Source organism: Lysinibacillus piscis, assembly GCF_026012395.1.
GTDB lineage: Bacteria > Bacillota > Bacilli > Bacillales_A > Planococcaceae > Lysinibacillus > Lysinibacillus piscis.
Genome location: NZ_BRZA01000001.1, coordinates 1 through 21526, shown reverse-complemented (window position 1 = coordinate 21526; position 21526 = coordinate 1). Strand labels below are relative to the sequence as shown.

The 21526-nt window shown below is 38.4% G+C and carries 19 protein-coding genes; 15 read left to right on the top strand and 4 right to left on the bottom strand.

Annotated features, from left to right (window positions below; translation table 11 throughout):
- Positions 1–48: 48 nt before the first annotated feature.
- From OPF91_RS00095 to OPF91_RS00070, 6 genes are all read left to right on the top strand, one after another.
- On the top strand, positions 49–432 hold the full coding sequence (locus OPF91_RS00095) for a 3D domain-containing protein (protein ID WP_264986627.1): 384 nt from the start codon (positions 49–51) through the stop codon (positions 430–432).
- 250 nt (positions 433–682) lie between these two features.
- Positions 683–2362, top strand: coding sequence for a formate--tetrahydrofolate ligase (locus tag OPF91_RS00090; RefSeq protein WP_264986626.1), 1680 nt, complete (start codon positions 683–685; stop codon positions 2360–2362).
- Positions 2363–3174: 812 nt separating this feature from the next.
- Positions 3175–3777: an HD domain-containing protein gene (locus tag OPF91_RS00085; RefSeq protein ID WP_373877026.1), complete on the top strand. Its 603-nt coding sequence runs from the start codon at positions 3175–3177 to the stop codon at positions 3775–3777.
- 279 nt (positions 3778–4056) lie between these two features.
- Positions 4057–4731, top strand: coding sequence for a hypothetical protein (locus OPF91_RS00080; RefSeq protein WP_264986625.1), 675 nt, complete (start codon positions 4057–4059; stop codon positions 4729–4731).
- A 170-nt stretch (positions 4732–4901) separates the two neighbouring features.
- The gene (locus tag OPF91_RS00075; protein ID WP_264986624.1) at positions 4902–6788 is read left to right on the top strand and encodes an ABC-F family ATP-binding cassette domain-containing protein; all 1887 of its coding nucleotides are present in this window, start codon (positions 4902–4904) and stop codon (positions 6786–6788) included.
- Positions 6789–6803: 15 nt separating this feature from the next.
- Positions 6804–7928 carry a conserved virulence factor C family protein gene (locus OPF91_RS00070; RefSeq protein WP_264986623.1) on the top strand — a complete coding sequence of 375 codons (1125 nt, stop codon included), beginning with the start codon at positions 6804–6806 and terminating at the stop codon, positions 7926–7928.
- A gap of 155 nt (positions 7929–8083) precedes the next feature.
- Here OPF91_RS00070 and OPF91_RS00065 read toward each other — a convergent pair whose 3' ends face one another.
- From OPF91_RS00065 to proB, 3 genes are read right to left on the bottom strand one after another with little or no spacing between them, the layout of a single operon-like run.
- Positions 8084–8962, bottom strand: a complete 879-nt coding sequence (locus OPF91_RS00065) for a DMT family transporter (RefSeq protein WP_264986622.1) — start codon at positions 8960–8962, stop codon at positions 8084–8086.
- A gap of 10 nt (positions 8963–8972) precedes the next feature.
- Positions 8973–10223, bottom strand: a complete 1251-nt coding sequence (locus tag OPF91_RS00060) for a glutamate-5-semialdehyde dehydrogenase (protein ID WP_264986621.1) — start codon at positions 10221–10223, stop codon at positions 8973–8975.
- Positions 10224–10235: 12 nt separating this feature from the next.
- On the bottom strand, positions 10236–11330 hold the full coding sequence (proB, locus tag OPF91_RS00055) for a glutamate 5-kinase (protein ID WP_264986620.1): 1095 nt from the start codon (positions 11328–11330) through the stop codon (positions 10236–10238).
- Between the two features lie 497 nt (positions 11331–11827).
- On the opposite strand from proB, the gene OPF91_RS00050 reads away from it, so the two are divergent.
- Both OPF91_RS00050 and brnQ read left to right on the top strand, forming a co-directional pair.
- Positions 11828–12625, top strand: coding sequence for a DUF1835 domain-containing protein (locus tag OPF91_RS00050; RefSeq protein WP_264986619.1), 798 nt, complete (start codon positions 11828–11830; stop codon positions 12623–12625).
- Between the two features lie 426 nt (positions 12626–13051).
- Positions 13052–14389 carry a branched-chain amino acid transport system II carrier protein gene (brnQ, locus tag OPF91_RS00045; protein WP_264986618.1) on the top strand — a complete coding sequence of 446 codons (1338 nt, stop codon included), beginning with the start codon at positions 13052–13054 and terminating at the stop codon, positions 14387–14389.
- Between the two features lie 173 nt (positions 14390–14562).
- Here brnQ and OPF91_RS00040 read toward each other — a convergent pair whose 3' ends face one another.
- Positions 14563–14868 carry an NIPSNAP family protein gene (locus OPF91_RS00040; RefSeq protein WP_264986617.1) on the bottom strand — a complete coding sequence of 102 codons (306 nt, stop codon included), beginning with the start codon at positions 14866–14868 and terminating at the stop codon, positions 14563–14565.
- Positions 14869–15312: 444 nt separating this feature from the next.
- On the opposite strand from OPF91_RS00040, the gene OPF91_RS00035 reads away from it, so the two are divergent.
- The 7 genes from OPF91_RS00035 to OPF91_RS00005 form a co-directional block, all read left to right on the top strand.
- Complete coding sequence (locus tag OPF91_RS00035; RefSeq protein ID WP_264986616.1) at positions 15313–15630, top strand: PadR family transcriptional regulator; 318 nt, start codon at positions 15313–15315, stop codon at positions 15628–15630.
- Entirely contained in the window at positions 15627–16139 is a 513-nt protein-coding gene (locus tag OPF91_RS00030) for a DUF2812 domain-containing protein (protein ID WP_264986615.1), read from the top strand. The genes OPF91_RS00035 and OPF91_RS00030 overlap by 4 nt, the downstream gene beginning before the upstream one ends.
- Before the next feature lie 9 nt (positions 16140–16148).
- On the top strand, positions 16149–17054 hold the full coding sequence (locus OPF91_RS00025; RefSeq protein ID WP_264986613.1) for an ABC transporter ATP-binding protein: 906 nt from the start codon (positions 16149–16151) through the stop codon (positions 17052–17054).
- On the top strand, positions 17041–18282 hold the full coding sequence (locus tag OPF91_RS00020) for an ABC transporter permease (protein ID WP_264986612.1): 1242 nt from the start codon (positions 17041–17043) through the stop codon (positions 18280–18282). The genes OPF91_RS00025 and OPF91_RS00020 overlap by 14 nt, the downstream gene beginning before the upstream one ends.
- A gap of 592 nt (positions 18283–18874) precedes the next feature.
- On the top strand, positions 18875–19963 hold the full coding sequence (locus OPF91_RS00015; RefSeq protein ID WP_264987839.1) for a toxic anion resistance protein: 1089 nt from the start codon (positions 18875–18877) through the stop codon (positions 19961–19963).
- 107 nt (positions 19964–20070) lie between these two features.
- On the top strand, positions 20071–20976 hold the full coding sequence (gene rarD, locus OPF91_RS00010) for an EamA family transporter RarD (RefSeq protein ID WP_264986611.1): 906 nt from the start codon (positions 20071–20073) through the stop codon (positions 20974–20976).
- Positions 20977–21139: 163 nt separating this feature from the next.
- The coding region (locus tag OPF91_RS00005; RefSeq protein ID WP_264986610.1) for an Rpn family recombination-promoting nuclease/putative transposase at positions 21140–21526 on the top strand (387 nt) is incomplete at its 3' end.

Genomic DNA, 21526 nt, shown 5'->3' with positions numbered 1-21526 from the left:
CAAGAACGGTTAGCTAAAATTCAAAAAGAAAAGCAGTTAGCAGAATCCATGGAAGCAATCGAACGAAAAAAGCAGTCTATGACTAGTAGTATGGATACGATAGAGATTGAATTAAATTCCTATTATATGAAAGTAACACATTATTCTGCACAGTGTTATCGTTGTAGTGGTATTTCTGCTTCAGGAGTAGATTTAAGATATAGTACATACTATGAGGGATTGAGAGTTATTGCAACAGACCCTCAAGTTATCCCTTTATGGTCTATTGTAGAAATGGAAACACCTAATGGCATATTTAAAGGAATTGCTTTGGATACTGGGGGGGAAATTAAAGGAAATCGTATTGATTTACTAGTCTCCAGCGAGAAAGAAGCCTATCAATTGGGTGTGTATCGTGATGTAAAGGTAACGGTTCTGAAAAATGGAAAATAAAAAACACAGCATGATGATATAAACAGTATTTCGGATGAACTTTGTATTGTAACAGGCTCATTTAGTATTTTGTTGATAGTAATTTGGATTTATGATGTCTGTATGGCTAGAGATATTTTAGCAGAATAATAAGGGGATATTGTTGGAGCGAAAATCTTTAGAAATTATAAAAAATAAGTAATAATTCATGGAATTGTTCACTATACAACGATTATAATGGAAAGGAATAATGATGAAAGTAGGGTGTAGAATGACAACAAAAAATCAGCCACTGACAGATTTAGAAATTGCAAATCAAGCTCAAATGAAACCCATTACAGAGATTGCGAAAGCGGCGGGGATTCCAGAGGATGCACTTGAGCAGTATGGTCGCTATAAAGCAAAGATTGATCCACTGAAAATTACAGCGAGTGGTGAGGATGCCAAAGTAGTATTAATCACAGCGATTAGTCCAACACCTGCTGGAGAAGGAAAATCTACTGTAACGGTTGGGCTTGCAGACGCCCTACATCGATTAAATAAAAAAGTCATGGTCGCTTTACGTGAGCCATCATTAGGTCCTGTTATGGGTGTAAAAGGCGGGGCAACAGGTGGTGGTTATGCACAAGTCGTGCCAATGGAAGATATTAATTTGCATTTTACAGGTGATTTACATGCCATTACAACAGCGAATAATGCACTGGCTGCGTTCATTGACAATCATATCCATCAAGGGAATGTGTTAAACATTGACCCACGACGTATTATTTGGAAGCGTGTCATGGACATTAATGACCGTGCACTGCGCAAAGTTGTTATTGGTTTAGGTGGACCTGTACAGGGGATGCCACGTGAAGATGGCTTTGATATTACAGTAGCCTCAGAAATTATGGCTGTATTTTGCTTAGCAACGAGCATAGAGGATTTACGTGAGCGTTTGGCGAGCATTGTTATCGGCTATACATTTGACCGTGAGCCGATATTTGTACGTGACCTTGGTGTAGAAGGTGCATTAACCTTATTACTGAAGGATGCGTTTAAGCCGAATTTAGTCCAAACATTAGAAGGTACACCAGCACTTATACATGGTGGGCCATTTGCCAATATTGCCCATGGTTGTAATTCTATTATGGCGACACAAACAGCTCGTAAATTAGCAGATATTGTTGTCACAGAGGCAGGCTTTGGCTCTGATTTAGGCGCAGAGAAATTTATGAACATTAAAGCTCGTAAAGCAGGCTTTCAACCAAGTGCCGTTGTGCTTGTAGCGACCATCCGCGCATTAAAAATGCATGGAGGAGTAGCCAAAACAGCACTTGTTGAGGAAAATGTAGAAGCTCTTTTACGTGGAATTGAAAATTTAGCGAAGCATGTTGAAACCGTTCGCACATTTGGGGTAGAGCCTGTTGTGGCATTAAATCGCTTTGTAACAGATACAGAGGCAGAGCTTGCTACTGTTATCCACTGGTGTCAGCAAAAGAATGTACGCATCGCCTATACAAATGTATGGGAAGAGGGCGGTAAAGGTGGACAGGCATTAGCGGAGCAAGTACTTGCGGTGCTGGAGGAGACAAATCAGTTTGCGCCTTTATATGATGTGGCAGAACCCATTGAAGAAAAAGTGCGTACGATTGTACAAAAAGTGTATGGTGGGAAAGACGTTCACTTTACAGAGCAAGCTAAAAAGCAGATTGCGCAAATTGAAAAATTCGGCTGGGGTGTTTTGCCGATTTGTATGGCAAAAACGCAATATTCTTTATCAGATCAAGCCCATTTATTAGGCCGTCCAGAAGGTTTTACAGTGACAGTGCGCGAGGTCATTCCAAAGTTAGGGGCAGGATTTTTAGTATGCTTAACAGGCGATATTATGACAATGCCTGGCTTACCGAAAGCACCAGCTGCATTACGTATGGATGTTGACCAAGAAGGGCATGCAGTAGGGCTGTTCTAAATCAACACTATGACGGGAGGGGAGCAAACTATATTGCTTCCCTTTGGAAAAATCGCAAAATAAAAGCTACCAGCATCTTATGTGAAATGAGATGGGTAGCTTTTATTGTGTCTTCAGCGGAATGGTACTGCATATTGTCAAAGTGATTCCAACTTTCTTTTCTTCAAATGACTTCGTCTATGGCTGACGTCTAATAGGAAAAAATGATTTTTCAATTACTTAACTCGCGTGTCATGACTTTTAATTTGTTCTGAACTAGCTTTTCTGGTTGGATATGGTCACTATCCAATCAATACAGCTCAACGTCTGTCTATGGCTATTTGCAATAAAGCATTGCTTAGAACATTCGCGAAATGCTCGTAAATTTGGTGTGTAATAATTTCATTAAATAGGATGTCACGTTCAGGGATACAGAAGGTCACATGCTTTAATGAAAAAATGAATCACACGCTTACGACAGATGACGAAAGTCTATTTCATTGTAAAATAAGTGTAGTAGTTGTTTATTCACCGATTTTTGTCATGTACATTTATCATTGCTTCATGTTTCAAATAGCTGACACATGCAAATGGATGTGTCGATTGTGAAATCGTACGCATTAATTATTCAGTTGTAAATCCGCTGAAGGATACTTAAATGAACGCAATGTTTGTACATGTACGAAAATGGTAGTTACAGAACACATTAAGTTGTTCTGTACATTTATCATATAGTATTCAGAAAAGTCTGTCAATTAAAAAATAGATTTTTTTATAATAAATTTAGTATAATTTTAGAAGAAGGGAATGAGGATACGTTGATAAATGAAATAATGGAAAAAGTACGTCATATTTATGAGCAATTTGATGCGAGTCATGATTTTCAACATATTGAGCGCGTGTATCATAATGCAGAAATGATTTTGCAAACAGAACCAACAGCCGATGCTGAGGTGGTAAAAATAGCTGTATTACTGCATGATGTAAGTGATAAAAAGTATACAGATAGCAAGGCACAAGAAAACAAACTAATTGAGGCATTATCCATCAGTGAGGAAAAAAAGCAGCATATTCGTGATTGCATCGCACAAGTGTCCTATAATGGCGGCAATGAGCTAGAGGCAACGTCTTTAGAGGCAAAAATTGTTCGTGATGCAGACCGTTTAGATGCGATTGGTGCCATAGGAATTGCCCGTACGTTTGCCTATGGTGGTGCAAAGGGTAGAAAGCTATATGATAAGAAAGAAACGGCACGTATAACAATGACTGAGGAAGAGTATCGCAAAAAAAATACAGCTTCTGTCACACATTTTTATGAAAAATTATTGTTATTGAAAGATTTGATGGTCACAACTAAAGGTAAACAGTTGGCGGAGCAGCGTCATCAATTTATGGTTGATTTTTTGCAGCAATTACAGCAGGAAATTGGAGGGTAAGAAAAGAAAATTCTATCAATCAACAGGTAAGAGAAGAAAGAAACCCTCTTTTTATAGCTTTTCTCTATTGATATAATTTTTTTGGTATGTGTGCTCATTTTGATGCACATATACCTTTTTTGTTATGCTCATTTAATAGTTGAGAAGTGTAAAATTAAAAAATGTTCCTTGACATATGGCTGACACATTGAGTTGTTAAATTAAAAATACCTCTTAGATAAATACACATCATAGAGGCAATCAACTTAAGTCAATTAACTATTCAAGGAGTGATTCAAAATGAAAAAGAAAAGCAAGTTTTTAGGGTATGCAGTGACGGGTGCTTTAACATTAGGACTACTTGGGGGATTTGACATTCCAGCCTTTGCAGAAGCAGATACCACAACTGCTCAACAAGCTATAAATGCAAAAGCTTCATTAGATGAAGCAACGAAACAAAAGGCGCAAGTTATTATGAAACAATTAGAAACAAATTTAGCTGACTTGGGCGTGAAATTACCATTGAAAAGAGAGTTTGGTAAGCAACGTGAAGGGTTTGCCCAATTAGATGAAGCAACAAAAGAAAAAGTAAAAGCCATCATGGAGCAAGAAAAAGCAGGAACAATTACAGCGGAAGAAGTGCAAGCAAAATTAGCAGAGCTGGGTGTTGAAATGCCTCAAAAAGGAGAGTTCGGCAAACATGCAAATCCATTTACTAATCTAGATGAAGCAACAAAAGAAAAAGTAAAAGCCATCATGGAACAAGAAAAAGCAGGGGCGCTTACAGCAGATGAAGCGCAAGCAAAATTAGCAGAGTTAGGCGTTGAATTTCCATCAAAAGGAGAGTTCAGCAAACATGCAGAACCATTTGCTAATCTAGATGAAGCAACAAAAGAGAAAGTACAGACTCTTATAGATGAAGCGCAAGCGGAATTAGCTGAACTAGGAGTAGATAAATCATTTTTCAAGTTTTAAATCTATGCAATAACTCAAAAATATTTTTATAGCTGATATGAAAGTCCTCAGTTCAATGTGAATTTGAGGGCTTTTGCTATTGCTTAATTGAAGTGACTTGTCCTTTGTTTCACTAGCTATTTGGTGTTATGATAAAAAGGAGAATATAGTGAAAGAGATGGACAAATAACATGAGTCATTTAATTATACAAAATTTAACGAAAACAGTGGGCGATAAAACACTTTTTCAAAATATTGAATTTACCATTTATGAGGGAGAACGGGCAGGATTAATCGGCATTAATGGCACAGGGAAATCGACGTTGCTGTCCATTTTGGCTGGAGAGGTAGAGGCGGATTCCATTAATAAAGACCATCCAAATAAATATCGTATTGCTTATTTGCCACAGGAGCCTACTTTTACTAGTGGTGATACGGTATTACAGGCTGTCTTTGCAGGCGATTCACCTATTTTACAATTGAATCGTCAATACGAGGAAACGGTTGCGGCACTAGCAGCTGATCCAACTTCGGAGAACCTACAAAACGCACTATTTGGCTTACAGCACCGAATGGATGAGGAGCAAGCATGGGATGTCAATGCACTTGCAAAAACGGCACTGACAAAGCTTGGCATTGATATGTTTGACAAAGAGGCCGTGACATTATCAGGTGGACAGCAAAAGCGTGTAGCATTGGCTAAAGTGCTGATTGAGCCAGCCGATTTATATTTACTGGATGAGCCGACCAACCATTTAGATGTCCAATCAACCGAATGGCTACAAGAAATGGTACTCCGTTTAAAAGGAGCGGTTATTTTTATTACCCATGATCGCTATTTTTTAGATGAGCTATCGACACATATTTATGAGTTAGCAAACCAAACATTGTATCGACATACAGGAAATTACGGTGATTACCTAGAGGCAAGAGCCATTCGTGAGGAAATGGAAGCAGCATCTGCCCAAAAAAATCGCAATCGCTACCGCTCTGAATTGCAATGGATTCGCCGTGGAGCCAAGGCACGTACAACAAAGCAAAAGGCACGTATTCAACGCTTTGAGCAATTAGAAGGAAACTTGGAACGTAAAACGGAGGATGTTTCACTAGAAATGGGATTAGCCACAACTCGTCTTGGTCGTAAGGTGTTAGAGGCTGAACACATTATGAAATCCTTTGGGGAACAAAAGATTTTGGACGATTTCTCCTTTTTATTACAGCAAGGTGACCGTATCGGTATTATCGGTGCGAATGGCGCTGGGAAATCAACCTTGTTGAATTTACTCGCAGGTGAATTGAAACCAGATATAGGAGAAATTCAGATGGGTTCAACGGTGAAGCTAGCCCATTTTAAACAAACCTTACCGAAAATGAATGAGCATGAACGTATGATTGAATACATACGAGAGGCATCGAATGATATTACAGATGCAGAGGGGGTACGTTATTCTGCAGCCCAAATGTTGGAGCGTTTCTTATTCCCACTGTATGCACACGGCACACCGATTGGCAAATTATCGGGTGGGGAGCGCAAGCGGCTGCATTTATTGCGCTTATTGATGGAGCAACCGAATGTGCTGTTACTAGATGAGCCGACAAATGACTTAGATATCGAGACATTAGGGGTTTTAGAGGACTTTATCGAGCATTTTCCAGGTGTCGTTATGACCATTTCCCATGACCGTTTCTTCCTAGATCGAATAGCGAAGAAGCTATGGATTTTAGATGGACAAGGTCATGTAGAGGAAACATTGGATATTTACAGTGAATATTTACAGAAACGTGAGCAGGCTGAGACTGTAAAGGTAGAAGCGCCAAAAGTAGAAAAACCAAAAGCTGAGAAGCCAAAATCAGAGAAAAAGAAGCTGTCGTTTAAAGAGCAAAAGGAATGGGAAACCATTGCCACAGATATTGAAAAAGCAGAAGCTATGATAGTGGAAACCGAAGAGGGCATTGCAACGGCAGGAGCAGATTTTACTAAGCTACAAGAATTAACGGCTAAGCTGGATGAATTAAATGCCCATTATGAGCATCTGATTGAGCGTTGGTCATACTTAGATGAAATTGTAAATGGATAGATAGGAGCGAGCACGATGAAAATTATAACGATTGAACCGACACCAAGTCCAAATTCTATGAAGATTGTTGTCGATACAGAGCTACCCTTTGGCAAAAGCTATAATTTTACAAAGGATAATCAAGCAGAGGCTACAGGCGAGGCAGCAGCGATTTTAGCCATTGAAGGTGTCAAGGGTGTATACCATGTAGCGGATTTCTTTGCGGTGGAGCGCAATGCAAAATATGCATGGGAAGGCATTCTAGCCAGTATTCGTCAAGTGTTAGGAGAAGAAGGACAGCCTGAAACAACACAGCAAATAGCGAATGAATTTTATGGTGAAGTGTATGTGCATGTACAATTTTATAAAAATGTGCCATTGCAAGTAAAGGCTTTTGATAACAACCGTGAGTACCGTCTTGGCTGTGGTGAACGTTTTACAGAGGCATTCAATACACTCACAGTGAATGCTACTGATGAAAACTATATTTTCCAGCGTAAATGGATTGATTACGGTGTGCGTTATGGTGAATTAGAAGAGATTGCAGAAGCGGTGAAAAAGGAAATTGATGTCACATATTCCGCAGAGCGTTTAGCCGAAATTATTGCAGCCAATAATAAAGGTGGAAAAATACTGGATAATCAAACGAAGCGAGCTGTGACAGTGGAGGAATTCCAGCAGGCCGATTGGGAAAAACGATTCCAATTACTTGATCAAATGGCTGATCCAACAGTAGAAGATTTACCATTATTGGCTCTTGCCTTACAAGATGAGCAAATGTCTATTCGTCGATTGGCTACGGTGTATTTAGGGATGATTGAGGATGTAGCGGTCGTGCCTTATTTAGAACAGGCATTGCAAGACAAAAGTGCAGCGGTGCGTCGAACAGCTGGCGATTGTATGAGTGACTTGGGCTTAGAAGAGTTTGAAAAGGCTATGCAACAGGCACTCCAAGATAAAAACAAGCTAGTGCGTTGGCGTGCAGCGATGTATTTATATGAAGTGGGCTCAGAGGATTCTTTAGCAGCATTAAAAGCAGCGGAGGATGACAAAGAGTTTGAAGTGAAGCTACAAATCAAAATGGCGATTGCTCGTATTGAGCAAGGAGAAGAGGCAAAGGGCTCTGTGTGGAAGCAGATGACAGAGTCTCGTCAAGGCTAAAAAGGGCTGTTGAGAAAAATTTTTCTCAACAGCCCTTTTAGATTAGCTATGATTATTTCTTGGATGTCATAAATTGAACGGGATTTAAGTTGACACCTTTAATGATGATAGCTGTTAAACCATGTGATGTTTTCGTTTCATGCCATTCTCCTTGATCATTCAAGTAATGTTTTTTTCCGCTTCGGTATATAAATGGTATAGAAAATACCGCCGAAAATAAGGACGATGCCTATTGTTTGCATAAGGCTTGGCATGAAGTCCAACAATAACATATCCAGCAATATCGCTACAACAGGGTCAACAAATACTAAGACCGAAACAAGTATTGTGGAAAGACTACGAATACTATCAAAAAATAAATAATAAACAAAGCCGGTATGTATAAAGCCTGTACCCAAAATAAAGAGCCAGTTCGTGGTCGTTAATCCTTCAAATACGGAAAAATCCACAAAAGGTAGCAACATCACAATTCCAACTGTTGTTTGAATATACGTTAAGGCATAAGAGCTTAGCTTTGTAATGGTTTTGCTCGTCAGCATTGTCAGTGCATAAAAAATGGCTGATAGCAAAGCCCATACAAAGCCTGATTGCATAAATTCTGACAGCGAGATGAAGTTTTGTAGCCCAATAACGAAAAGGCTACCGATAAAGCAAGTAATCGTTGCCACTAAAGCCTGTATTGTCATTTTTTCCTTTAAGACAATTGCCCCCAATAACAAGACAAAAATTGGTGCTAGATTATAAATCGAAATAGCAATTGAAATCGACATTTCCTCAAAGGCTTTAAACAAAAATACCCAATTTAATACAATAAAAATGCCACATAGCAATGTTCTGATAAGCTCTTGTCGTTGCCATACTTCTGTTCGATGGCTACCTGTCGCAAGCCACATACCGCCAAGGAAAAGGGTAGCACAAATACAACGAACAAAGACGAGTTCAATCGCTGGAATGCCTGTATGGACTGTGAAAAAGCCAATGGAGCCGAAGAGTGCCATTGACACTGTGAGTTTGATGATAGCGGATATATTCATACTACTACCTCTATTCTCGAATCTGACCATCGCCATAAATCATGTATTTAGTAGAGGTTAAGGCAGGTAAGCCCATTGGCCCGCGTGCATGTAGTTTTTGTGTGCTAATGCCAATTTCTGCACCATAGCCAAATTCAAAGCCATCTGTAAAGCGGGTAGAGGCATTATGATAAACAGCAGCAGCATCAACACTCTTTAAAAAAGTAGTGGCAGCTAAAGAATCTTCGGTCATAATCGCTTCTGAATGATGCGTGCCATAGCGGTTAATATGCTCAATCGCTTCATATAAATTTTCTACGATTTTCACACAAATCTTTAAATCTAAATATTCTGTTGCATAGTCCTCCTCATTTGCTGGCTGAGCGGCTGTCCATGTTTGGCATACCTTTTCATCTCCAATAATCGTGACATTTGCTTGCTGTAAGGTCTGTAATAATTGTGTGCCATACTGCTGAAACCAAATCGGATGAATCAGTAGATTTTCGATAGCATTACAAACAGATGGACGCTGTGTTTTGGCATTCACACAAATTTTTTCCGTCTGGCTGTAATCGGCTGTTTCGTCAATATAGATATGGCAATTACCTGCACCTGTTTCGAGTACAGGAACAGTCGCTTCTTTGACAACCAAATCAATGAGTGCTTTGCCACCTCGAGGAATTAAGACATCTAAATATTCTTTTAAATGGAAAAGTTCCTTGGCTGTTTCTCGACTTGTGTCCTCAATTAGTTGAACAGCTTCTATAGGGATAGCCGTTTTTTCAAGAGCACGTTGAATACTCGTTACAAGTGCGATATTGGAATGCTTGGCAGATGAGCTGCCACGCAAAATCACGGCATTGCCTGTTTTTAATGCTAGAGTAGCAGCATCTACTGTGACATTTGGACGTGCTTCATAAATCATGGCAATGACACCAAGTGGTACAGCGCGTTTTTCGATGATTAACCCATTTTCTTTTTCAATGCGCTCTAATAAATGACCAATTGGATCAGGTAATGCGATGAGCTGCTGAACGGCTTGGGCCATCGCTTCGATTCGTTCTTTGTTGAGCATAATGCGATCTAAAACAGCCGTAGACATGCCTTGCTCTTTTCCAATCGTTAAATCCTTGTCATTTGCGCTAATAATGGCAGCTTGATCCACCAGTAATTGTTCTGCAATTTTTGTCAGTGCCTGATTTTTTTCAGCAGTTGTTTTAATATTAAGAATATAGCTTGTGGCTTTGGCTAGTCGACCTTTTTCTTGAACTTCACTTGGCATTGTATGTCCCCCTCAATTTGTTTGTATTTTTAGCCATTTATCTCGATGAATGACCTCAATAGGATGATTAGTTAAGGCATCTGTTCGTTTGCCCATTGCCTGTAATAATTCTGTAGAGGAATAGCCAATCTCACCACGACCAAGCAATTCCTTTTCATGATAAACTTCTACAACATCACCTTGCCCAAAATCACCTTCAAGATGATAGATACCAGCAGGTAATAAGCTTTTTCCATTTTCTAATAATGCTTGCTGTGCACCTGCATCTATGAATATTTTACCAGACACTTCCGTAAGTGCAATCCATTGCTTAGCATTTGTCAAGGTAGCGAGTGCTTCATGCTCTACATATGTACCATCGCCCTGACCTTCGACAATTTTGCTTAGCTTATCAGCTCCATATCCTGTGCCAATAAAGACTTTGACACCTGCCTGTAAAGCCGCACGTGCTGCTAGTAATTTGGATGTCATGCCACCTGTACCAACTTTAGAGCCCGTTCCATCAGCAAAGCTTAGCATTTCGTCTGTAATATCAGTCAAACGGTCAATGCGCTGTGCCTGTGAATTTTTGGCTGGATTAGCGGTATACAAGCCATTAATGTCTGTTAAAATAATGAGTTGGTCTGCATGAACAAGCCCACTAACAAGTGCTGATAGCATATCATTATCTCCAAATGTTAATTCACGGACAGATACTGTATCGTTTTCATTAATAATTGGCACAATGGCACGCTCTAGCAATTCCTCAAAGGTTGCATAGGCATTTTGATAACGCTCCTTTGTGGAAAAATCCGTGCGTGTTAGCAAAATTTGTGCTGGTATAATATCATAAATACCAAATAAGGCATGATAGCTTTGAATCAATAAACTTTGCCCAACAGCCGCTGCTGCTTGCTTGCCTTTAATGGTAACAGGACGGGCAGGGTAGCCAAGCTTTTTAAATCCTGCTGCTACTGCACCCGATGATACAAGTAACACGTCATGTCCTTGCTGTTTTAATGTAGCAATGGCTTGTACATGTTCGAGTAAACGCACTTGATCGATTTCACCTTTTGCATTGGTTAAAGAGCTACTCCCAATTTTGACAACAATTCGTTTTCTTCGCATAAGTATCCCTCCAATTAAATACGATAAAAAACCTTTTCATCCTATAAAAATTAGGACGAAAAGGTTTGCTTTCCGTGGTACCACCTACATTGAACGTCGTGTTGACATTCCACTTTCCTCATAACGCTTGAGTCTGCGCCTACTGAATAGGACATGTGATGAAGTAGGTTCTGTAGTCTTTTTTATACAATACCTTTCAGCCCACGGATATTGCTCTCTACGATAATTAGTGTCTACATACTGGTCTTCCTCTGCTTGTTATCTATATTGAAGTGCTTACTAGCATGCCTGATTATTTTGTATTTGTCAATAGAAATAACAGAATTAAAAGAAAATTCGGTATATATCATTGCTGTTTATGATGAATAATCAGCGTCACCCTGTCCATTAATACAGAATAAAATTTCTTTTATTCACAAGTTAGATATTGTATTTTTCGTGAGAGCATGATTATACTAAGTTCAATATAGTAAAATACGTGATAAGGGGGAGTGGGGATGGCTATTTTACATATTACATTTAATTTATCAACGCAAGGCTCGATTAAGCATGCAATACGTCAACATCAATTACAACGAACAGAATCGGTTATTTGTATTCATGATATGTTTTCGATTGGACCGCTTACTACGTTGGAAGAGCGTAAAAGCTGGTTGGAGAAACACATATTTAGAAGCCAAGAGGATCAGGATTTATATGAAGATGTCTATCAAGTGTGGAAAAAAGCAATCGCAAATGTACCATGTAATGTCGATGTTTGGGTTTGGTACAGTCAAAATGCGTATGAAGAAATAGCATTACGCTATGTAATGAGCGAATTTATTCATAAGTGTAGTAGAATATATGGCGTAGATGCGACAGAAGGGCTTGAGCGATTACAGTCAAAGATGAGCATTCGCCATACAGGTGAGCTATCATCAGCTATGTTGATGAAGCTACGCCAAGAAGCAAGACGTTTTTCTGTCCAAGAATGTCAGCAATTAGCAAATGAATGGGCAACACTCATCCAAACACCAAATACATTGCGTTTATGGCAACAGGGCATTACACATGTAGAGGAGAATGCCTTTGATGCGACTATCCTTGCCTGTGCAAAAAGTACGCATGAACAGTCTCAGGAAGAGTGGCTATCTCCAACACGTATTATGGGCAATGTCTATAGTGAAATAGAAGATTATTTGAGTGAGGAATATTTGGAAAATCGTTTATTATTCCTCGCTGAACAAGGTCATTTTGAAATCGATGGGGATGTGACAGATAGCATGACCTATCAGTTAAAATATATAGAAAAATAAAGTGGCCGTTTTGCCAATGAAAAGTCTGAATGATTCTGTAAAACACGTATTGTGTGTTTTAGAATTGTTCAGGCTTTTTGTCTACTTAGTAGGCTGTCTAACCACCATCAACGGCAATAGTTTGGTGATTATTGGTTAATTATTCAATGGTATCGTGATGATTCTACAGATGATGTTCATTCGCTGGATAAGCAACTTGTCATGATTTTGCGCTCAATTTAATTAAATTGGTAAAAGGCATTGTTTTACTATACTATTTTTGCTAGTATAATCAATTGTCCCTTAGCAGAATGGTATCGGAATTTTTTTTGAGTGCCAAAAATCTATTTTGAAGGGGCTTTTATCTTGATTTAGTGCATGCAGTTTGAGTAACAAATTTGCTGAAAAATACAGGATAAAATTATATGGAAATAAGGAGTATTGTTTATGCAGCAAAAAGTATCATTTTCAACCTATGTCGTGATTGGCACGATGTTATTTGGGTTGTATTTCGGAGCGGGGAATTTAATTTTCCCGATTCAACTGGGGCAATTAGCGGGCACTCATTTTTGGTTAGCGCTTGGAGGCTTTTTAGTCACAGCAATCGGTTTACCATTTTTAGGTATTTTAGCGATTGGTCTATCAGGCAGTAATGGCTTATTAGATTTAGCGAATCGTGTACATCCACTGTTTGGCGTTATTTTTTCTATCGCGCTTTATTTAACGATTGGACCGTTTTTTGCCATCCCTCGTACAGCGACAGTACCGTTTGTCGTGGGCTTTGAGCCATATATAGGAGTGGAACATACGACATTATGGTTAGCGCTGTTCAGTTTAGTATTTTTTGCAATCGTCTATTATTTATCTTTGAATCCAGCCAAAATCATGGATTATGTCGGTAAATATTTAACGCCAGCTTTTTTAATCATGCTGTTTGTATTGATTGTAATCAGTATTATCAAACCGATGGGCGCATTTGGTGAACCAGCAGGAGACTATGTAACACAAGCCTTTATGACAGGATTTAAAGAAGGCTACAATACGATGGATGCGCTGGCGTCTTTAGCATTCGGTATTGTGGTGATTGCCGCCATTAAACGGACAGGTATTTCTGATCGTAAAGAAATTGCAAAGGTGACATGGAAGGCTGGTATCTTTGCAATGGCTTTAATGACACTATTGTATGGATTAATTGCTTATATGGGCGCATCGAGCTTAGCCATTGTTGGGACATTGGAGAATGGCGGTCTTATTTTTGCTGCTGTAGCGGAGCATTATTTTGGCGCATTTGGAGCTATTTTACTGGCTGCGATTATTGTGCTTGCTTGTTTAAAAACGAGTATTGGCTTAATTACATCCTGTAGCGAATTTTTCAATGAATTATACCCTAAAGTAAGTTATCAACGTTTTGTATTAATTTTATGTCTTGTGTCATTCGGTATAGCCAACTTCGGTCTCAGCAAAATTATTCAATTTGCTGTACCTGTGTTGATGTTTATTTATCCATTAGCGATTGTCTTGATTTTACTAACCTTTGTGACGAATAAACGAGCTGTCTATGTCACAACGATACTATTGACATTTTTCGTGAGTATTATTGATGGTTATACAGCATTAGTAGCCAATATACCTGCTGTACAAATAGGCTTTTTAGAAAACACGGCTACATTCTATGCAGAGGTGCTACCGTTTTATGGAATAGGCTTAGGGTGGCTAGTACCAGCGTTTATCGGAGCGGTGCTGGGTAGTGTAATAGAAAAGTTGCTATTGAGGAGAAAACTCTAGCTACTGCCGACTTGGTTTGATGATTGGGCATAGTGATAGTGAATGTAAGTTGTATGTTTTTTGTGCTCTTATACTATAATGCATGCATATTAATAGTTTGAAAACCTGAATAAAAATGACTTCTTTTTTCGTTACGTAAACGAAAAAGAAGTCATTTTTACTAATGTAGTTATTTACTCAAATAGAGGGCGCATAAAACTTCTTTCATAACTTAAAATACATTTAGTATCTTCAGCAAATTTAAACGCTGCTTGACACTCTGTATCTACTGCCATTTTTATTCGATACTCTTCATACGCAGCTAAACTTGGAAAAGTAAATAAAGCATAGGCAATATTATTAGCACCTTCATGTGGAAGGAAATAACCATGATGTGTACCACCTAATTTATTGACAAGTGGAATCCACATCTTGCCGTATTTTTCAAATTCATTTACTTTATAGGGATCAATAATATATTTCAAATAACAAGTAACCATTATATTCCTCCTAAAATATTTTAAATTAGTATAACATCTAATGCCAAGTGGCGATAGAGTATATTTTTCCCCAACAGCAATCAGATTTCTCCCCTTCATTCTAAATGATAATAATATTAGTATTTTACATATTTTTCAACAATCGCTTATTTCAAATAGCTAGCTAATACTTCGCCATTTTCCTATTGCTTGCGCAAATTTTTGTGAAAGTGGAGAGTTTACCATTATTAGTCGCATCTATATCCAGGGCGAATGGAATACGTTTTGTCTTTCACTTTTTGTTAATGGCATCAAAATCACTCCTATCTTGTCGTTCTTTTATCATTATGTATTTTTAGTGTATAGTACAAAAATTTCTAAAAATAGAATTGACAACTATATCGGTCGCTGATATATTTATATCGAAGGACGATATATTGTCAGCCGATATATGGAGGTGTTGATATGACACAGGAATATCCGCCATTAACGGAGGGTGTCTATTATATGTTATTGGCACTGTATGAGCCGAGGCATGGCTATGGCATGATGCAGTTAGTGGAGGAAATCAGTAATGGACGTGTACAGCTTGGGGCAGGCACAATTTATGGAGCCATAAAAACCATGGTGGAGCGTGGCTGGATTGAGGCACTTGATGGAGATGGGCGTAAAAAGGAATATGTCATTACAGCAAGTGGCAAAAAAGTAGTGAACTACGAAATTTTGCGATTAAAGGAACTTTTTGATAATGGTGTCCGTATAACAAAGGGGGAGGCGAAATGAAGAAAAAAATATACCGATTTTTTGTGGATTACGAAAAAGAGGAAGCATGGGTTAATGAGATGGCGGCACAAGGCTGGCATTTAGAAAAAGCAATATTGTTCTATTTTATTTTTGAACAAGGGCAGCCAGGGGAATATATTTACCGTAATGAATTAGTTATAGGAAAATCTAAGGATTATTTTGATTTTTTGCAATCGATGAATATTGACTATGTAACGAAACATGGCGCATGGGCTTATTATCGTAAAAAAACAGCAGATGGTCCGTTTGAATTATTATCAGATCATCATTCAAAAGTGAAATATTTAACATGGATCAGAAATGTGATGTTATTGATGGCGTTAATTGACATTTTTGTGGTTTGTATCAATATTGTACAGGATCATTACCTTAATAAAGGGGTTGGACTATTAGACGCTCTACTTTTATGGCCGCTTAGCATACTTATGATAAGAGTAAATAAACGTAAAAAAAGGTTACAAAAAGAAGCACAATTATTTGAAAGGTAGGGAGAGACGATGACATTACAGCTACAGCATGTCACAAAGAAGTACAAGGATTTTACTGCGGTGGATGATTTGAATTTTACGATTGACAGGGGAGAAATTTTCGGGCTTATTGGGCAAAATGGGGCAGGCAAAACAACGACCTTCCGTATGATTTTAGATTTGCAGGAAACGACAGCAGGTACGATTACATGGGATGGTCAGCCAGTCAACGCTATTAACCGAGATGTACTTGGTTATTTGCCAGAGGAGCGTGGGATTTTTCCAACGATGAAGGTGGAGGATCAGCTCTACTTCTTTGGTGAATTACGCGGCATGAAGAAGGCGGAGTTGAAAAAAGAGATTGATTTCTGGATTCAACGCTTTGAGCTGGAGGAAAAACGCAAGGATAAGGCGGAAACATTATCGAAGGGGAATCAGCAAAAAGTACAGCTCATTGCCAGCTTTATTCATAAGCCAAAATTTTTAATATTGGATGAACCGTTTAGTGGCTTAGATCCTGTTAATAAAGATTTGTTAAAGGATGCCATCTTATTATTGAAAGAGCAAGGCACAACGATTTTATTTTCCAGCCATCAAATGGACAATGTTGAGGAGCTATGTGACCATCTTTGCTTATTAAAGCGTGGTGTCTCTTTATTTTCAGGAAGCCTATTAGATTTAAAGAAGCAATACGGCAAAACACGACTAGCGGTACGAACAGAATGGTCTACAACACAATTGCTCGCATTAGATGGTGTGAAGGATGTGCGGGTAGAAAAAGAGCAAACAGTACTACTTTTAGAGGATGAACGTTTTGCACAGACCATTTTCGAGCAACTTTCTAATGGGCGCTATATTGAAAAATTCAGCTTAGATTATTTATCGTTAGATGAAATCTTTAAAGATAAGGTTGGTGGTCAGCATGTCGAAGTTTAGTTTGTTAATGAAGCAATTATATAAATCTAAGATAAAATCAAAATCCTTTGTTCTAATGACAGCCTTATATATTTTAGTGTTATCTGTTGCTGTGTTTTGGTCAGATATTAAAGAGCTTTTGATGGGTGACGATAAGGTGCAGCAAATTGCCATTATCAATGATACAACAGCTGATTTAAGCAGCCTCTTTGTTGCAAGTGGCAATATGGAATTTGTACAGGACGAAACAGATGTCAAGGTATTAGAGAAACAGCTAAAGGATGAAGAACTGACGGCGATTGTGACGATTAGTGATCAACAAGGTCAATTACATGCAGAAATTGCTACATATACACCATTAAAATTAAATGATCAAACAGCACTATCTTCAGTGCTACAATATGCGGGTCAGCACTATGCTGTTCAGCAATTGTCCTTAACACCTGAGCAAGCGGCACAAATTATGACAGCCCAAACAATAATTTCAACGAAAAATTTAAATGAGGCGGCTACTGACGGTAAAAGTGAGGAAGAAAAGCAGTCAGGCTTGATGTTGTCTTATGTAGTAGGTATTTTAATCTACTTCTTTATTTCGACGTTTTTATCCATGATTACGACAGAAATTGCTTCAGAAAAAGGGTCACGCGCTATGGAGCTATTGTTAGTAAGCGTGAAACCAGGCACTCATTTTAAAGCGAAAATTGCAGGTGTTTTATTACTAGCTCTTACACAGATGGGTATTATTGCGGCTGTCTTTTTAGTCTATGCACGCTTTATTAAAGACGGGGCTGTGTGGAAAGCGGCAGGAGAGATTGTACAGGAATTATCCATTGGCTATGTGATTTATGCTGTCCTCTTTTTATTCTTAACAATTCTATTGTATTTAATTGTTGGTGCATTATTTGGCTCTCTAGTTTCAAAAGTAGAGGAGGGAGGGCAAGTATTAATGCCAGCTATGATTATTACGATTATCGGCTTCTATGTAATGCTAACGGGGCTTGGTAATCCTGATACATTATTGATTAAAGTATTCTCTTATATTCCGTTTACTTCTGGGATGGTGATGCCAATGCGTATTGGGGCAACAGATATAGGTGTAATCGAGCCATTATTATCTCTAGGTGTTTTAGTCGCAACAATTGTGGTTTGCTATGTATTTAGCCTATCCTTCTATAAACGCAGTGTGCTGACATATAGCACAGGTGGTGTCATTCAAAAAATTAAAACGGTGTTAAAAGTAACAACGTAATGTATGGGAAGTAGCCATGTCATGTGGCTACTTTTTTGATTATTTGCAAATATAGTCGAATTTCCGTTTTGAACAAGTTATACTTGAGATAAGAGGTGAAGCTATATTAGCGCAAAATTCTGAATCACAACGACCTGCAACGGAAGAGGAGTTTGTGCGTGTTTTTCATTATTTAGCGCAATTGCCCAGCAGTCCTCAGCTTACTAAGATGCTCCAAAATCGACAATATGTTCAAATATATGCTGATCATATAGATTCAGCTTGCTATTGTTTGATTTATCAAGAAAATGTCGATTCGTATACTTTGCATGACTCTTATTTTGTCCGTGTAAGATGAAACTTTTTTGACATAAGATTCGTATAGTACAAGAGGGTAAATAACCAGAGAGGCTTGAACCTCTACATAGTAGCCGAATTCATAGGGGGTATATGTATGTCTAATAACGAATATCAATCAAAGGACCCATTTGCTTCAGAAAATCCTTTATTCCAACAACAACCACAAGCAAATCCGCTGTTTCAACAACCAGAGCCAGCCTATCAGCAGCCACAGGACAATCCATTGTTCCAGCAGCCACAAGTAAATCCGCTGATGCAGGCAACTCCACAACAGCCACCTACACTTGTGTCAGAGCAGGAGCTATCGCAAATTGCGCAGCACCAGCTTGCGTTGAAGCAAGATCCTGAAGTGCGTTCATTGGCACAGCGTATTGATGTGAAAGATCAAATTGCGATGTTAGAGCTTGGCAAGGAAACGGCAAGTGGCATTTCGGTCTTTTCTGATAAAATGCTTGCCACAATGAGAGCAAGTAAGCTTGAAGAATCGAGTGTGCTCTTAAATAATTTGAATAAAATTATGGATAAATTTGATCCGAAAGATTTTTCTGAGGAAAAAAAAGGTGGCTTTATTACGAAGCTATTTAGTAAAGGTAAGGAGCAATTAGAGCGCTTTTTATCCAAATACGATAGTATGAATAAAGAAGTCGATATTATTTATCGTGAAATTCAAAAATATGAAGTGGAAATGAAGCGGAATACGATTGATTTGGAAAATTTATATGACCAAAACTTAAATTATTTCCAAACATTAAGTAAATTTGTCGCAGCGATTGAAGTGAAGGCAGAAGAAGTACGTGCCACATTGCCTGCACTAGAGCAAAAAGCACAAACAGGCGACCAAATGGCGGCGATGGAGCATGAAACGATGGTGCGTGCAGTGGAATTGCTGGAGCAACGCCGCTATGATTTAGAAATGGCACAGCAAGTATCCTTCCAATCAGCTCCACAAATTCGTTTAATGCAACAAGGCAACAACCATTTAATTGCAAAAATTAACTCAGCATTTGTGACGACGATTCCGATTTTTAAACAAGGCTTAATCCATGCGGTGACATTAAAGCGTCAAAGCTTAATTGCCAATTCGATGAGTGAGCTGGACCGTCGTACAAATGAAATGCTGGTGCGCAATGCGGAGAATATTAGTAAGAATAGTGTTAATATTGCTCGCACAGCAGGAAGCCCAAGCATTAAAATCGAAACCATTGAAACAACATGGCAAACGATTATGGCGGGTATTCAAGAGACCAAGCAGATCCAAGCTGAAACAGCACGCAATCGTGAAGAAGGACGTAAACGTATTGAACGTCTACAGCTTGAATATGAAAAATTAAAGAAAGTATAATTGAACGACTTCCTGTATAAATGATGCAGGAAGTCGTTTGCGTTTACATCACTCTAGTAAAGTCCTATAATTAACTCTATTCTTTTAGAAATAGGGAGGTGTAGACAGTGTCAAATGAGAAAAAAGGGATACTTTCAGCTTTTTCAGCGTATGCGATTTGGGGGGCATTTCCGTTGTATTGGAAATTACTAGCACATGTAGCGAGCATTGAAATTTTATTATCACGTGTTATTTGGTCTTTTCTATTAACGGCATTGCTTGTCATTGTATTAGGATTACGAAAAGCATTACTAGCAGATTTAAAACATTTATGGACACATCCACGTCAATTTTGGCAGCTTGTAGGTGCTTCATTTGTTATTTCATTGAACTGGTTTTTATACATTTGGGCAGTAACACATGACCATTTGATTGAGACAAGCCTTGGCTACTATATTAATCCATTAATTACTGTGGTATTTGGCGTATTTTTCTTTAAAGAAACACTTAGTCGTACGCAGTGGATTGCGGCAGGAGTCGCTTTTGTTGGGGTACTTATTTTAACGATTAATTATGGAACTGTGCCTTGGATGGCGCTGTTAATTGCCCTTTCTTTTGCTACGTACAGTGTGCTGAAAAAGAAAGTTGTACTGGATGCAACAAGAGGCTTAGTAATTGAAACATTATTTATGTTGCCATTTGCATTGGGCTACTATATGTATTTAGCGATGACGAGTGAAATTTCATTTTTACATATCAATCGAACAACAGACTGGTTATTGATTGGTGGCGGAGTGGTTACGGCCGTTCCATTAATTTTGTTTGCGAAAGGTGCACAAAATATTCCGCTTTATTTAATTGGTTTTATCCAATATATTACGCCAACAACAGTGCTAATTTTAGGTGTTCTTTTGTATAAAGAGCCATTTAGCCATATTGAATTAATGGCATTTTCATTTATTTGGGCTGCCTTATTGCTATTTTCAGGTTCAAAAATCGTGGAAATTCGGAGAGCAGTGCATCGTTCAGTGTAGATGTATTGCGTATAGTAAGGCAATAACTAAGATCACATAGATGGGGTGCTTAAAAATATCTGTATAGCAAAAAGCTGTGATATCCTCACAGCTTTTTGTTAATACTTGAGAAGTAAAATTGGCGACACAGCTGTGGTATAATGGATAAAAAAGGGGACAAACAATGAATAAACGAGCACTTTTGAAAATGCCGTTGACGAAGCTGATGGATTTGAAGATTGATTATGCGTTTAAGCAATTGTTTGGCAATGAAAAAAATAAGGACATTACAGTTGTCTTTTTAAATGCGGTGTTAAAGCGGACAGGACGAGATGTAGTGGAGGATATTACCTTTCATAATGTGGAAATTGGTGGAGAATATGAAGAGGACAAGCAATCACGCTTAGATTTGTTGGTCAAAACAAAAAAGAACGAATGGATCAGTGTTGAAATTCAATTCACAAACCAATATGATATGGTCAAACGCTCCATCTATTATTGGGCTAAATTATACAGTGAACCAATGGAAAAAAGGATGGCTTACAAGCGGTTAGCACCTGTGATTGCCATT

Bases quoted from the DNA above. Each gene is read 5' to 3' on its own strand.
- OPF91_RS00090 (WP_264986626.1), top strand. From the start codon at position 683: ATGACAACAAAAAATCAGCCACTGACAGATTTAGAAATTGCAAATCAA.
- OPF91_RS00050 (WP_264986619.1), top strand. From the start codon at position 11,828: ATGGCTATTTTACATATTACATTTAATTTATCAACGCAAGGCTCGATT.
- OPF91_RS00040 (WP_264986617.1), bottom strand. From the start codon at position 14,868: ATGGTTACTTGTTATTTGAAATATATTATTGATCCCTATAAAGTAAAT.
- brnQ (WP_264986618.1), top strand. From the start codon at position 13,052: ATGCAGCAAAAAGTATCATTTTCAACCTATGTCGTGATTGGCACGATG.
- OPF91_RS00085 (WP_373877026.1), top strand. From the start codon at position 3,175: ATGGAAAAAGTACGTCATATTTATGAGCAATTTGATGCGAGTCATGAT.
- OPF91_RS00060 (WP_264986621.1), bottom strand. From the start codon at position 10,223: ATGCCAAGTGAAGTTCAAGAAAAAGGTCGACTAGCCAAAGCCACAAGC.
- OPF91_RS00025 (WP_264986613.1), top strand. From the start codon at position 16,149: ATGACATTACAGCTACAGCATGTCACAAAGAAGTACAAGGATTTTACT.
- OPF91_RS00075 (WP_264986624.1), top strand. From the start codon at position 4,902: ATGAGTCATTTAATTATACAAAATTTAACGAAAACAGTGGGCGATAAA.
- OPF91_RS00070 (WP_264986623.1), top strand. From the start codon at position 6,804: ATGAAAATTATAACGATTGAACCGACACCAAGTCCAAATTCTATGAAG.
- OPF91_RS00035 (WP_264986616.1), top strand. From the start codon at position 15,313: ATGACACAGGAATATCCGCCATTAACGGAGGGTGTCTATTATATGTTA.
- OPF91_RS00030 (WP_264986615.1), top strand. From the start codon at position 15,627: ATGAAGAAAAAAATATACCGATTTTTTGTGGATTACGAAAAAGAGGAA.
- OPF91_RS00020 (WP_264986612.1), top strand. From the start codon at position 17,041: ATGTCGAAGTTTAGTTTGTTAATGAAGCAATTATATAAATCTAAGATA.
- OPF91_RS00065 (WP_264986622.1), bottom strand. From the start codon at position 8,962: ATGAATATATCCGCTATCATCAAACTCACAGTGTCAATGGCACTCTTC.
- OPF91_RS00015 (WP_264987839.1), top strand. From the start codon at position 18,875: ATGCAGGCAACTCCACAACAGCCACCTACACTTGTGTCAGAGCAGGAG.
- proB (WP_264986620.1), bottom strand. From the start codon at position 11,330: ATGCGAAGAAAACGAATTGTTGTCAAAATTGGGAGTAGCTCTTTAACC.
- OPF91_RS00095 (WP_264986627.1), top strand. From the start codon at position 49: ATGGAAGCAATCGAACGAAAAAAGCAGTCTATGACTAGTAGTATGGAT.
- OPF91_RS00080 (WP_264986625.1), top strand. From the start codon at position 4,057: ATGAAAAAGAAAAGCAAGTTTTTAGGGTATGCAGTGACGGGTGCTTTA.